The organism is Variovorax sp. H27-G14 (assembly GCF_046156345.1).
Lineage (GTDB): Bacteria > Pseudomonadota > Gammaproteobacteria > Burkholderiales > Burkholderiaceae_C > Variovorax.
In genome coordinates this window covers 508741-521094 of the sequence record NZ_JAYLVN010000003.1, presented here as the reverse complement: position 1 = coordinate 521094, position 12354 = coordinate 508741, and the positions used below count along the sequence as shown (strand labels likewise).

The window sequence follows — 12354 nt, the reverse complement described above, 5'->3', positions numbered from 1 at the left end:
AGGAATAGAATAATTTATCTATTCACTTTGGTATTCAATGGCGACCTCTTCCGCCTCGCTCACGCAGACCGCCCTGGCCTTGATCCGGTCGCAGGGCGCCGCCTCCAGCGCTGACATTCAGGCAAGGCTGGGCGTGAGCCAGCCGACCGTGTCGCGCACGCTGGCGCCGCTGCTGCGCAATGCGGACATCCTGAAGGTCGGCGCTGCGCGCTCGCAGATGTATGTCGCGCCCCGGCATGTGGAGCGGGTCGGGGCCGATGTGCCTGTCATCAAGGTCGATGAAAGCGGCACCGTCTCCCCGTTCGGCCGCATCGTGCCGCTGCAGGACGGCCGCTGCTGGATGGACGAACAGCAAGGCCCCAGCGCGCTGCACGACGGGCTGCCCTGGTTCCTGTCGGACATGCGCCCCCAGGGGTTCATCGGCCGCGCCTTCGCGCACGGCCACCCTGAGCTCGGCCTGCCCGCCAACCCCGAGCACTGGACCGACGACGACGTGCTTCAGGCGCTGACGCGCTGCGGTGAAGACCTGCCGGGCAATCTGGTCGTCGGCGGGGAGTCGTTTCGCCGCTTTCAAGCCATTGCCGAACGGCCCGCACCGCCCGTGACCGCCGACGACTACCCCGCCATGGCGGACAGCGCCATGCAGGGCACCTTGCCAGGCTCCTCGGCCGGGGGTGAACAGCCCAAGTTCTGCACCGTGCGAAACGCGCGGCAAGTGATCGTCAAGTTCTCATCGGCCGGCACGTCGCCGGCGGACAAGCGCTCGCGCGACCTGCTCGTGTGCGAGCACCTGGCGCTGCGCACGCTGCAGGAGGCCGGCGTTGCCGCGGCCACCACGCGCGTGTTCGTCGAAGCGGGCCGCGTGTTCCTGGAGGTCGAGCGCTTCGACCGCACGGCGCGGGGCCGTATCGGCATGGTGTCCTTGATGGCCTACGACGCACAGCACATCGGCAAGATCGACAACTGGGCCGCCACCGCCAACCGCATGGCCTCGCGCGGGCTGCTGCGCGCGGACGACGCCGGGCGGCTGCGCTTTCTCGAAGCCTTTGGCCGGCTCATCGGCAACACCGACCGGCACTACGGCAACATTTCGCTGCTCATCGACAACGGCGCCTGGCGGCTGTCGCCCGCCTACGACGTGCTGCCGACGCTCTATGCCGCCACCAACGGTGAATTGCCGCCGCGCGACCTGGCCGCCGGCGGCATGGCACCGACCGTGGAGACACTGGAGGAATGGCCGGCCGCGCGCCAGTTGGCCACCGTGTTCTGGCGCGCCGTGGCGGCGGACACGCGCATCACTGCGGCGTTTCGGGCCATTGCGCGTGCGAACGCGCAGTTCACCGGCGAGGCCGGGGCCGGCTGAGCGGCCCCTGCTTCTTTCAGTCCGACTTCAGCACCGTCTCCCCCTTCAACACCCCCATGTCGCGGACGTTGAAGCGGTGCTTCTTCCAGCCTTCCCAGCTGCGGCGCACGTGCGTGACCGAGATCACGTAGTACAGAAACTTGAACATCCCCAGCGCCCGCCACATCGGCTTGCCGCTGTAGATGTCGCCGGCCAGCAGCGACATCAGACCTTCCTTCACGCGAAACGGGTTGCCCGGGTGCATGAACATGTCGCGGATGGTCGGGTTGGTCGCGCGGTAGATGAACCACGAGTACTCGCGCGGGCCCTTGCGCGTCATCACTTCGAAGCCCTTGCGCGCCGCGGGCAGCGCAGCCGGCTGGTCGAGCGCCGTGGCCACCAGCTTGGCGCCGTCAAAGGCGCTGGTCATGGCCAGGTACACGCCCGAGGAAAACATCGGGTCGATGAAGGTGAAGGCGTCGCCCAGCATCAGGTAGCGCTCGCCGGTGGCGTGCGTGCTGGAGTACGAGAAGTTGCCCGTGGCATGCACCGCGTCGTCGACCAGCGTGGCGTTTTTCAGGCGCTCCACCAGCACCGGGCACAGCGCGATGGTGTCGTAGAAGAACTCTTTCAGCGGCTTGTCGCGCGTCTTCAGGTAGTACGGCCAGCAGACCGCGCCGATGCTGGTGGTGCCGTCGGCCAGCGGAATGAACCAGAACCAGCCGTGCGGGAACCAGCAGATGCTGATGTTCCCTTCCTTCTTGCCCTCCAGCCGCTCGGCGTTCGTGAAGTGGCCGAACAGCGCGGTGCTGTTGTGGTCGGGGTTCTTTTCCTTGCAACGGAATTTGTTGGCCAGCAGGGTGTCGCGGCCGGTGGCGTCGATCACGAAGCGGGCGCGCCAGCTGCGCTTGGCGCCATCGTCCATCTCGGCCTGCACCGTGGCGCCGGTGGCATCGAAGGCCACGTCGCGCACCTTGCAGCCTTCGATGGTCTGCGCGCCGCGGGTGGCCGCGTTGCGAAACAAAATCTCGTCGAGGTCGGAGCGGCGCACCTGCCAGGCGGAGTCGAGCGACTTGTTCAGGCCCTCGGAAAATTCCACATAGCTGCGGTGCTCATGCTGGGGCGAGACGAACTCGATGCCGAACTTGGGCATGCCGATCTTCTCGACCTGGTCGCGCACGCCAAGCTTCTCGAACAGCTCGACATTGCCCGGCAGCAGCGATTCGCCGATGTGAAAGCGCGGGTGGTGCGCCTTTTCGAGCAGCACCACCTTGCGGCCTTGCTCGGCCAGCAGCGCGGCAATGGTAGAACCGGCGGGGCCGCCGCCAACGACCAGCACGTCGCAGGATTCGTCAGTCACCGGGGGCATGGCGGTAGTAGCAGCGGAAGACAGGGACATGCGATGGCAAGCCTCGTGGTTAACAGTTGATAAGCATAGCCTGCCACGTGGTGGCAAGGCAAAACAGCAAGAGCGGCTAAGCGTGGCGCACGGCCCGGCGGCACACTGCGCCCATGACACCGAACCCGCACCGCGCCGAACAGAGCTACAGGGAGCGCGTGGCCCGCGTGGTGGCCGCCATTGTGGCCGACCCGATGGCCGAGCACCGGCTGGAAGACCTGGCGCGCGTGGCGCACTTCTCGCCGTTTCACTTTCACCGCGTCTACAGCAGCATTGCGGGCGAAACCGTGGCAGCCACGGTGCGGCGCGTGCGCCTGGCGCTGGCCACCCGTCTGCTGGAGGCCGGCGGCCAGAGCGTCACGCAGGTGGCCATGGCCGTGGGCTACGACAGCCCGCAGGCCTTCACGCGCGCCTTCGGGCAGTTCACGGGCCAGTCGCCGCGCGCGTTCCAGCAGCAGATGCACCTGACGGCAAATGCATCGGCGAATGAATCGGCAGATGCACCGACCGTGCGGATCGTCGAGCGCCCGGCGCAACGGGTGCACGCGCTGCGCCACCACGGGCCGCTGTCGACCATTCCCCACACCCAGCGCCGCCTGCACCTGCACCCGGGCGCCGACAGCGTGACGCAGTGGCTGGGCGCCTCCTTCGGCGACCCGGACGATGCGCAGCACTTCAGGTACTACGCCGCGGCCGCCTCGCCGCACCCCTGGCCAGCCCACGCCGACGGCCACCGCGGCATCGACATCGACAGCGACATCGAAACGCTGGAGCTCCCCGCGGGCCGCTACGCCCTGCACTGCCTGGCGGGCCCGTACAGCCGCATCAACGCTGCCGTCAACGCCCTGTATGCCCGCTGGCTGCCCGCCAGCGGCTGGGAGCCGGACGACCGGCCCACGCTGGAGCACTACCTCAACTCGCCGCGCACCGCCACCCAGGCCGAGCTGCGCACCGAGCTGCTCATTCCCATCCGTACCGCCACCCCGCCATGACCCTTGCCCGCCTTCTCTGCACTGCCCTGCTGTGTCTTTCAACCGCCGTTGCCCAGGCCGCAGGCTTCAGCTTCATCGAAGTGCCGGCAAGTGCCGATGGCCCCGCGCTGCGTGGCGCGGTGTGGACGCCTTGCGCGTCGCCCGCCGGCCAGATCGCGCTCGATCCGCTGGTCATCGCCGGCACGCGCGACTGCCCGGTGGCCGGCAACGCCTTGCCGCTGGTCGTGATCTCGCACGGCACCGGCGGCTCATCGCTCGGGCACCACGACACGGCCGCCGCGCTGGCCGACGCGGGCTTCGTGGTCGCGGCCATCAGCCACCCGGGCGACAACTTTCAGGACCTGAGCCGGCAAGGCCACCTGTCGGCTTTTGCGACGCGGCCCGTGGACATGAAGCGGCTGGTCGACTACATGTTGGGCACGTGGCGCGCGCACGCGAAGCTCGATGCCGCGCGCGTCGGCCTGTTCGGTTTCTCGCGCGGCGGCTACACCGGGCTGGTGGCCGTTGGCGCGGTCCCCGACTTCACGCTGCGCAAGGACCTGTGCCTGCCGGCGTCGCGGATACCGCTGTGCGGCGAGATGCGACGCGGCGAACTGCCTGCGCCGCCGGCACGCGACCCGCGCATCAAGGCCGCCGTCATCGTCGATGCCTTGAGCCTCTTCGACGCCAGCGGATTGCGCCAGGTAACGGTGCCGCTGCAGCTCTGGGCTTCGGAGTTAGGCGGCGACGGCGTGACGCCAGGCAGCGTCGCCGCCCTGCGCCGCGACCTGCCCGTGCCACCGGACTGGCATGAGGCCGCCGGGGCCGCGCACTTCGCCTTTCTGGCGCCCTGCCCGCCCGCCATGGCCAGCGCGCTCCCCGACATCTGCCGCGACGGCCCGGGCTTCGACCGCGTGGCCTTTCACGCCGGCTTCAACGCCGAGGTGGTTGCCTTCTTCCAGCGGCAGCTATCGAAGTAGAGGCGCGACAGGCGACGGCCTGCGACCAGCCTTTGCCCTCGAGCAGCTGCCGCAGCGGGCGCACCACCGCACCGAAAGCTTCGACGAATTCCTTCAAGCGCCGCCGCCCTTCGGTGCGTTCTGCAGGCTGGCCTGCGTGACGCTCGCGCCCGCGGGCACGTCGTCGGTGATCCACACGTTGCCCCCGATGACCGCGCCCTTGCCCAGCGTCACACGGCCGAGGATCGTGGCACCGGCGTAGATCACCACATCGTCTTTCACCACCGGATGGCGCGGCAGGCCCTTCTGCAGGTTGCCCTCGGTGTCGGTCGGGAAGCGCTTGGCGCCAAGCGTCACGGCCTGGTACAGCCGCACCCGCTTGCCGATGACCGCCGTCTCGCCGATCACGACCCCCGTGCCATGGTCGATAAAGAAGCCCGCGTCGATGCGCGCGCCGGGGTGAATGTCGATGCCGGTCTGCGCGTGCGCCAGTTCGGCCACGATGCGCGCCAGCAGCGGCAGGCCGAGCTTGTAGAGCTCGTGCGCCAGGCGGTGATGAATCATCGCGAGCACGCCCGGGTAGCACAGCAGCACCTCGTCCACGCTGCGCGCGGCGGGGTCGCCCTGGTAGGCCGCGAGCACGTCGCTGTCCAGCAGCCTGCGCAGGTCGGGCAGCGTGTTCGCAAACGCGCGCACGGCCCCGTCGGCCACGCCGTCGATCTCGCTGTCCGGTCGCGGCTCGTGGCGGGCGTTGTAGTGGAGCTCGAGCCGCGCCTGCGCCAGCAGCGCCTGCAGGGCGGCATCCAGCGTGTAGCCGACGTAGAAGTCCTCGCTCTCGTGTCGCAAGTCGGGCGGGCCGAGCCGCATCGGAAAGAGCGCGCCCTTCAACGACTCGATGACCTGTGCAAGCGCATCGCGCGACGGAAACTCGCGCGTGCCGGGCTCCCGCGAGCGGCGCTGGGCGTCGCGCCACTCGTTGCGCACGCCGTGCAGCGCCCGCACGATGTCGCCTACCTCAAAGTGGGCCATGGATGTGTACTCCCCTGAATGTGATGGGATCGTTGCTGCAAGGCGGCAAAACGCCGCCGACGCCATGGGAGCGTAGCGGAAGGACCCGTAACTGCAAGGACGGCCCATGAAAAACCCGGCGCCGATACGGCGCCGGGTTTTTCGCCAGCCAAAAGCCCCGTCAGAGCTTGGCGATCGACACCTCGGTGGACTTCACCAGCGCAACCACGTCGGAGCCGACCTTCAGTTGCAGGTCGTCGATCGAACGCGTGGTGATGACCGACGTGACGATGCCCCAGGCCGTTTCGACATCGACTTCGGAGACGACATCGCCGCGAATGATCTCGCGGACTTTGCCCTTGAACTGGTTGCGCACGTTGATGGCTTGAATGGACATGGTGGTTTCTCTTTCAAAGGGAGGGAGGGAATTCAAAAAAAGCACGGATCACGAGGGGGGGTCAGTTGGAGGCCGCTGCCAGCGCCTGGTCGAGGTCGGCGATCAGGTCGTCGATGTGCTCGATGCCCACCGACAGGCGCACCGTGTCTTCGGTCACGCCGGCCTTGGCCAGCTCTTCGGGCGACAGCTGGCGGTGCGTGGTCGAGGCCGGGTGCGTGGCCAGCGAGCGCACGTCGCCGATGTTCACCAGGCGCGTGAAGAGCTTCAGCGCGTCGAGAAACTGCGCGCCGCCCGCGCGCCCTGCGCCAATGCCGAAGGTCAGCACGCCGCTCGAACGCCCGCCGAAATACTTCTGCGCCAGCGCGTGGTCGGGGTGGTCTTCGAGCGCGGCGTAGTTCACCCAGTTCACGGCCTTGCTCTTCTTCAGGTGCCGCGCCACGGCCAGCGCGTTGCTGCTGATGCGGTCCATGCGCAGCGCCAGCGTCTCGATGCCCTGCAGAATCAAAAAGGCGTTGAACGGCGAAATGGCTGCGCCCATGTTGCGCAGCGGCACCACGCGCGCACGGCCGATGTAGGCGGCCGGGCCCAGTGCCTCGGTGTAGACCACGCCGTGGTAGCTCACGTCGGGCTCGTTCAGGCGCTTGAAACGCTCCTTGTGCTCGGCCCACGGAAACTTGCCCGAGTCGACGATGGCGCCGCCAATGCTGGTGCCATGCCCGCCCAGGTACTTGGTGAGCGAATGCACCACGATGTCGGCGCCGTGTTCGATGGGCCGGCTCAGGTACGGCGACGGCACCGTGTTGTCGACGATCAGCGGCACGCCGTGGCGGTGGGCAATGTCGGCAATGGCCGCAATGTCGGTCACGTTGCCGGCCGGATTGCCCAGCGACTCCACGAACACCGCCTTGGTCTTGTCGTCGAACAGCTTCTCGAAGCTGCTTGGGTCGCGGTGGTCCGCAAAGCGCGTGGTGATACCGAACTGCGGCAGCGTGTGGGCGAACAGGTTGTAGGTGCCGCCATACAGCGCGGTGCTGCTGATGATGTTGTCACCGGCTTCCGCGATGGTCTGGATCGCATAGGTCACGGCCGCCTGGCCCGAGGCCAGCGCCAGCGCGGCAATGCCGCCTTCGAGCGCGGCCACGCGCTGCTCCAGCACGTCCTGCGTCGGGTTGTTGATGCGGGTGTAGATGTTGCCCGGCACCTTCAGGTCGAACAGGTCGGCGGCGTGCTGGGCGCTGTCGAAGGCATAGGCCACCGTCTGGTAGATGGGCGGCGCCACGGCGCGCGTGGTGGGCTCGGGGGAATAGCCGGCGTGCACCGACAGGGTTTCGAATTTCCAGTTCTGCGACATAGAGGCTGCCTTTGTTGGGAAGAGGAAGAGGAAGAGGAAGAGAAAGAGGAAGAAAAAGGAACGAAGAAAAGATCAGATGGCCCAGCGCAATTCGTGCGCGGGGGTACGCAGCCAGTTGGCGTCGGCACTGGTTTCCGCGTCTTCTGGCTTTTGCAGCACCCGGTCCAGGATGCGTTTCTCGATGGCCGCAAAGGCCGGGTCGCCCTGCGAGCGCGGCCGGGCCAGCGCGATGTTTTCGTCCAGCGCGATGCGCCCGTCTTCGATCAGGATCACGCGGTCCGCCAGCGCCACGGCCTCTTGCACGTCGTGCGTCACCAGCAGCGCGGTGAAGCGGTGGCGCTGCCACAGGTTCTCGATGAGCCGGTGCATCTCGATGCGGGTGAGCGCATCCAGCGCGCCCAGCGGCTCGTCGAGCAGCAGCAGACGCGGGTGGTGCACCAGCGCGCGCGCCAGGGCCACGCGCTGGCGCTGCCCGCCCGACAGGCGCGCCGGCCATTCGTTCTCGCGGTCGGCCAGGCCGACCTGCGCAAGCACTTCCTTGCCGCGCGCCTTGGCGTCGTTGGGCAGGCCCAGCGTCACGTTGTCGAGCACGCGGCGCCAGGGCAGAAGGCGCGCCTCCTGAAACATGATGCGGGTGTCTTCGTGCAGGCCGTGCACGGCGCGGCCGTCGGTGTACAGGCCGCCGTCGCTGGCCTCTTCCAGCCCCGCGATGAGCCGCAGCAGCGTGCTCTTGCCGCAGCCGCTGCGCCCCACGATGGCGATGAACTGGCCCGGCTCGATGGTCAGGCGCGTGTTGCGCAGCACCTCGCGTGCGCCGTAGCGCTTGTGCAGGCCGCGGGCCTCCAGGCGCACGCCACCGGCGATGGCCTGGGAAGCCTCTGAGGCCTTTGAGGCCTGTGAGGCCTGTGAGGCCCCGTGTTGGATGTCTTTCAGAACAGCACTCATGACTCAGGCTCCAGGCTTGAACAGCGCCACATTCAGCGCATCGATTTTTCGGGGCAGCAGCCGCTCGGCGAAGAAGGCATCGGCAATGCGCTGCTGCTCGACGAGCAACTCGGGCACCACCGGGCGCACCGCGTAGCTGCGGCGGGCGTTGGCCTGCTCGATGGTGGCGGCGTCCAGGCCCCACACGGGCGAGAGCAGCGCGGCCGCGTCCTTCGGGTTCTGCTTGACCCACTTGCCGGTCTTTTCAAGCTCGGCGTAGAACACGCGCAGCACGTCGGGCCGCGCGTTGGCGAATGGGGTGCTCGCCAGGTAGTAGCGCTGGTAAGACGCAATGCCCGCGCCGTCGGCCAGCACGCGCACCTTCGACTGGCCCGGTTGACGCTGGGCGGCGGCCAGGAACGGGTCCCACACCACCCATGCATCGATGGCGCCCTTCTCGAAGGCGGCGCGGCCGTCTGCGGGCGTGAGGTACGCGGGCGTGATGTCCTTGAACGACAGGCCGGCCTTCGCCAGCGCGGCAATCAGCAGGTAGTGCGCGCCGGCCGCCTTGGCAAAACCGACCTTCTTGCCCTTGAGGTCGGCCACGGTCTTCAGCGGCGAGTCTTCGCGCACCACGATGGCCTGCGCGGCGGGCGAGGGCGCTTCCTGCGCAATGAAGGTCAGGTCGGCACCGGCAGCCTGCGCGAACACCGGAACGGTGTCGGCCACGTCGGCGCTGATGTCGAGGTTGTCCAGGTTCAGCGCCTCCAGCAGCGGCAGGCCGCTGGTGAACTCGTGCCAGCTCACGCTCACGTGGAGCGGCGCAAGCTGCTTCTCGAGCGTGCCCTGCACCTTCAACAGCGCCACCAGCGTGGACGACTTCTGGTACCCGAGCCGCACGGTCGCGGGCCGCGTGGGGGTGCCTTGCGCAAAGGCTGCCGTGGCGCCGAGCGCGCCCAGCGTGGCAATGACCGTGCGACGGGAAACTTTGGAATGCGTCATGTCGGACCTCAGTTCGCCTTCTTCTGGTAGCCCGGGTGCCAGCGCAGCCACCATTGCTCCAGGCCGCGTGCAAACAGGTCGGCCAGCTTGCCGAGCAGCGCGTACAGCAGGATGCCCACCAGCACGATGTCGGTCTGCAGAAATTCGCGGGCGTTCATCGTCAGGTAGCCGATGCCGGCCTGCGCCGAGATGGTCTCGGCCACGATCAGGATCACCCACATCAGCCCCAGCGAGAAGCGCAGGCCCACCAGAATGGAAGACAGCGCGCCCGGCAGGATGACTTCGCGGTACAGCTGCCAGCGCGACAGCCCGTAGGTGCGGCCCATTTCGATGAGCTGCGGATCGACGTTGCGAATGCCGTGAAAGGTGTTCAGGTAAATCGGAAAGAACACCGACACCGAAATCAAGAAGAGCTTGGCCGACTCGTCGATGCCGAACCACAGAATGACCAGCGGAATGAGCGCCAGCGCCGGAATGTTGCGCACCATCTGAATGGTGGAGTCGAGCAGCGTCTCGGCAAACTTGACCGAGCCCGTGAGCAGGCCCAGCAACAGCCCTGCCCCACCGCCGATGGCCAGCCCCGCCAATGCGCGGCCCGCGCTCACCTTCACGTGCGTCCACAGCTCGCCGGAGGCGGTGAGCGTCCATGCGGCCTTGACCACGTCGACCGGCGCCGGCAGCACGCGCGTGCTGAGCCAACCCAGCGACGAGGCGATCTGCCAGAACACGATGAGCCCGACCGGCACCAGCCACGGCACCAGCCGCTTGGCAACGTTGATGCCGAAGCTCTTGAGCACCTTGCCAGCGCTCTCGGTGGGTGTCAGCGGCGTCACGGCCTGCAGTTCCTGAACCTGTTCAGTCATGGGGGTCCTTTAGCTTTGGGACACGAGGCGCGAGGGCGCATCGAGGTTGGCGACGACCTCGCCGAACGGACCGCTCAGCGAGCCGCCCGCCAGTCGGGCCCTGGCCTTGCGCGAGAGCAGCGGAAACACCAGCTCCGCAAAGCGGTAGGCCTCTTCCAGGTGCGGGTAGCCCGACAAGATGAACTTGTCCAGGCCCAGCGCGGCGTATTCCTCGATGCGCGCGGCCACGGTCTTGGCGTCGCCCACCAGCGCGGTGCCCGCACCGCCACGCACCAGGCCCACGCCGGCCCACAGGTTCGGCGAAATCTCCAGGTCGGCACGCGAACGCTTGGCCCCGCCCGCATGCAGCGCGGCCATGCGGCGCTGGCCTTCGGAGTCCATGCGCGCAAAGGCGGTCTGGGCACGAATGACGGTGTCGTCGTCCACGCGGCTGATGAGTTCTTCGGCAGCCTTCCAGGCCGCGTCTTCGGTCTCGCGCACGATCACATGCAGGCGAATGCCGAACTCGACCTTGCGGCCCTTGCGGTCAGCCCGTGCGCGCACGTCGGCAATTTTCTTGGCCACTTCAGCGGGCGGCTCGCCCCAGGTGAGGTACGCGTCGACCTGCTCGGCGGCCAGCTCGTGCGCCGGCGCCGACGAGCCGCCGAACCACACGGGCGGATACGGCTTTTGCACCGACGGGTACAAAAGCTTGGCGCCCTTCACGCTCAGGTGCTTGCCGTCGTAGTCGAAGGCCTGGCCGTCATGGCTGCGCGCGATGATCTCGCGCCAGATGCGGATGAACTCGGCCGACTGCTCGTAGCGCGAGGCATGGTCGAGGTACACGCCGTCGCCTTCCAGCTCCGACTGGTCACCGCCGGTCACCAGGTTCACCAGCAGGCGCCCGCCGGAGAGCCGGTCGAAGGTGGCGGCCATGCGCGCGGCCAGGCTGGGCTGGTGCAGACCGGGGCGCACCGCCACCAAAAATTTGAGGTTCTTCGTCGAGCCGATGAGGCTGGACGCAATCACCCATGGGTCTTCGCACGAGCGGCCCGTGGGAATGAGCACGCCTTCGTAGCCCAGGTTGTCGGCCGCGCCGGCAATCTGCTGCAGGTAGGCCAGGTCGACGGGGCGCGCGCCTTCGCTCGTGCCCAGGTAGCGGCTGTCGCCGTGCGTGGGAAGAAACCAGAAGATCTGCATCACGCCACCCCTGCGCCGGCGGCTTCGAGCACGTTGATCTTCTTGGGGATCAGCTTCAGCGCGAAGAAGGTGTCGGCAATTTGCTGTTGCTCGGCCAATATGGCCTTGGTGATGGGCGCGGTACCATAGGCGCCGCGGTTGACCGACAGCTCCGCCACCGGCTTGGGCAGGCCCCAGAGCGTGGCCAGCTCGCCCGCCAGCGCGTCCTTGTTGGCCTCGCCCCAGACGTCGATCTTTGCGAGCTCGTCGATGGCGATGGCCAGCACATCGGCGTTCTTTGCCACGTAGTCGAGCGACGAGAAGTAATAGGCGCGGTTGCCCACCACGCCGGTGGCGTCGGCCAGCACGCGTGCGCCCAGCGTGTTCTCGGCCGCGGCCAAAAACGGGTCCCAGATGACCCAGGCATCGACCGAGCCCTTCTCGAAGGCGGCGCGTGCATCGGCCGGCGGCAGGTACACCAGGTTCAGCTCGCTGTACGGCAGGCCGTGCTTTTCGAACAGCTTGACGATGAAGTAGTGAACGTTGGAGCCCTTGTTGAGCGCAATCTTCTTGCCCCTGAGGTCGGCCACGGTCTTGATGGCCGAGCCCTTGGGCACCAGCACCGCCTCCGAGCGCGGGCGCTGCACGGTCGCGCCCACGTAGGCCAGCGGCGCACCGGCGGCCTGCGCAAAGATGGGCGGTGCCTCGCCCACGTCGCCGAAGTCGATGGAGCCGACGTTCAGTGCTTCCAGCTGCACCGGGCCGGCCGTGAATTCGGTCCACTTCACGCTGGCGCCGAGCGGGGCCAGGCGCTTTTCAAGCGTGCCGCGGCCCTTGAGCAGCGTGAGGTAGCCCTTCTGATTGCCGATGCGCAACTGGCGCGCGGGTGCCTGTGCCAGCGCTGCGAACGAAGGCAGCGCCACGGCGGCGGCCACGCCCTGAATCAGGCGGCGGCGAGGAGTGGAAATGGGTGAGGTCAT

At 67.8% G+C, this 12354-nt stretch carries 12 protein-coding genes; 3 read left to right on the top strand and 9 right to left on the bottom strand.

Annotated features, from left to right (window positions below; all coding sequences use genetic code 11):
* Positions 1–37 precede the first annotated feature (37 nt).
* Entirely contained in the window at positions 38–1363 is a 1326-nt protein-coding gene (gene yjjJ, locus VLK31_RS11455) for a type II toxin-antitoxin system HipA family toxin YjjJ (RefSeq protein ID WP_409168512.1), read from the top strand.
* Positions 1364–1379: 16 nt separating this feature from the next.
* On the opposite strand, the gene VLK31_RS11450 is transcribed toward yjjJ, so the two are convergent.
* Positions 1380–2711 carry an NAD(P)/FAD-dependent oxidoreductase gene (locus tag VLK31_RS11450; protein ID WP_409168725.1) on the bottom strand — a complete coding sequence of 444 codons (1332 nt, stop codon included), beginning with the start codon at positions 2709–2711 and terminating at the stop codon, positions 1380–1382.
* A 143-nt stretch (positions 2712–2854) separates the two neighbouring features.
* Between VLK31_RS11450 and VLK31_RS11445 the strand changes: the two genes are divergently transcribed.
* On the top strand, positions 2855–3733 hold the full coding sequence (locus tag VLK31_RS11445; protein WP_409168511.1) for a GyrI-like domain-containing protein: 879 nt from the start codon (positions 2855–2857) through the stop codon (positions 3731–3733).
* Positions 3730–4692, top strand: a complete 963-nt coding sequence (locus VLK31_RS11440) for an alpha/beta hydrolase family protein (RefSeq protein ID WP_409168510.1) — start codon at positions 3730–3732, stop codon at positions 4690–4692. Before VLK31_RS11445 ends, VLK31_RS11440 begins: the two co-directional genes overlap by 4 nt.
* A gap of 93 nt (positions 4693–4785) precedes the next feature.
* On the opposite strand, the gene epsC is transcribed toward VLK31_RS11440, so the two are convergent.
* The 8 genes from epsC to VLK31_RS11400 form a co-directional block, all read right to left on the bottom strand.
* Complete coding sequence (epsC, locus tag VLK31_RS11435; RefSeq protein WP_409168509.1) at positions 4786–5700, bottom strand: serine O-acetyltransferase EpsC; 915 nt, start codon at positions 5698–5700, stop codon at positions 4786–4788.
* 160 nt (positions 5701–5860) lie between these two features.
* A complete protein-coding gene (locus VLK31_RS11430; RefSeq protein WP_354353221.1) occupies positions 5861–6076 on the bottom strand; it encodes a molybdopterin-binding protein in 216 nt (71 codons plus the stop codon).
* A gap of 61 nt (positions 6077–6137) precedes the next feature.
* Positions 6138–7427 carry an O-acetylhomoserine aminocarboxypropyltransferase/cysteine synthase family protein gene (locus VLK31_RS11425; protein ID WP_409168508.1) on the bottom strand — a complete coding sequence of 430 codons (1290 nt, stop codon included), beginning with the start codon at positions 7425–7427 and terminating at the stop codon, positions 6138–6140.
* Between the two features lie 72 nt (positions 7428–7499).
* Positions 7500–8372 carry an ATP-binding cassette domain-containing protein gene (locus VLK31_RS11420; RefSeq protein ID WP_409168507.1) on the bottom strand — a complete coding sequence of 291 codons (873 nt, stop codon included), beginning with the start codon at positions 8370–8372 and terminating at the stop codon, positions 7500–7502.
* 3 nt (positions 8373–8375) lie between these two features.
* Positions 8376–9353, bottom strand: coding sequence for an aliphatic sulfonate ABC transporter substrate-binding protein (locus tag VLK31_RS11415; protein WP_409168506.1), 978 nt, complete (start codon positions 9351–9353; stop codon positions 8376–8378).
* 8 nt (positions 9354–9361) lie between these two features.
* Positions 9362–10216, bottom strand: coding sequence for an aliphatic sulfonate ABC transporter permease SsuC (ssuC, locus tag VLK31_RS11410; protein WP_409168505.1), 855 nt, complete (start codon positions 10214–10216; stop codon positions 9362–9364).
* 9 nt (positions 10217–10225) lie between these two features.
* On the bottom strand, positions 10226–11395 hold the full coding sequence (gene ssuD / locus VLK31_RS11405; protein ID WP_409168504.1) for an FMNH2-dependent alkanesulfonate monooxygenase: 1170 nt from the start codon (positions 11393–11395) through the stop codon (positions 10226–10228).
* On the bottom strand, positions 11395–12354 hold the full coding sequence (locus tag VLK31_RS11400) for a sulfonate ABC transporter substrate-binding protein (RefSeq protein ID WP_409168503.1): 960 nt from the start codon (positions 12352–12354) through the stop codon (positions 11395–11397). The genes ssuD and VLK31_RS11400 overlap by 1 nt, the downstream gene beginning before the upstream one ends.

Bases quoted from the DNA above. Each gene is read 5' to 3' on its own strand.
- VLK31_RS11400 (WP_409168503.1), bottom strand. From the start codon at position 12,354: ATGACCTCACCCATTTCCACTCCTCGCCGCCGCCTGATTCAGGGCGTG.
- ssuD (WP_409168504.1), bottom strand. From the start codon at position 11,395: ATGCAGATCTTCTGGTTTCTTCCCACGCACGGCGACAGCCGCTACCTG.
- ssuC (WP_409168505.1), bottom strand. From the start codon at position 10,216: ATGACTGAACAGGTTCAGGAACTGCAGGCCGTGACGCCGCTGACACCC.
- VLK31_RS11425 (WP_409168508.1), bottom strand. From the start codon at position 7,427: ATGTCGCAGAACTGGAAATTCGAAACCCTGTCGGTGCACGCCGGCTAT.
- epsC (WP_409168509.1), bottom strand. From the start codon at position 5,700: ATGGCCCACTTTGAGGTAGGCGACATCGTGCGGGCGCTGCACGGCGTG.
- VLK31_RS11440 (WP_409168510.1), top strand. From the start codon at position 3,730: ATGACCCTTGCCCGCCTTCTCTGCACTGCCCTGCTGTGTCTTTCAACC.
- yjjJ (WP_409168512.1), top strand. From the start codon at position 38: ATGGCGACCTCTTCCGCCTCGCTCACGCAGACCGCCCTGGCCTTGATC.
- VLK31_RS11445 (WP_409168511.1), top strand. From the start codon at position 2,855: ATGACACCGAACCCGCACCGCGCCGAACAGAGCTACAGGGAGCGCGTG.
- VLK31_RS11420 (WP_409168507.1), bottom strand. From the start codon at position 8,372: ATGAGTGCTGTTCTGAAAGACATCCAACACGGGGCCTCACAGGCCTCA.
- VLK31_RS11450 (WP_409168725.1), bottom strand. From the start codon at position 2,711: ATGCCCCCGGTGACTGACGAATCCTGCGACGTGCTGGTCGTTGGCGGC.
- VLK31_RS11430 (WP_354353221.1), bottom strand. From the start codon at position 6,076: ATGTCCATTCAAGCCATCAACGTGCGCAACCAGTTCAAGGGCAAAGTC.
- VLK31_RS11415 (WP_409168506.1), bottom strand. From the start codon at position 9,353: ATGACGCATTCCAAAGTTTCCCGTCGCACGGTCATTGCCACGCTGGGC.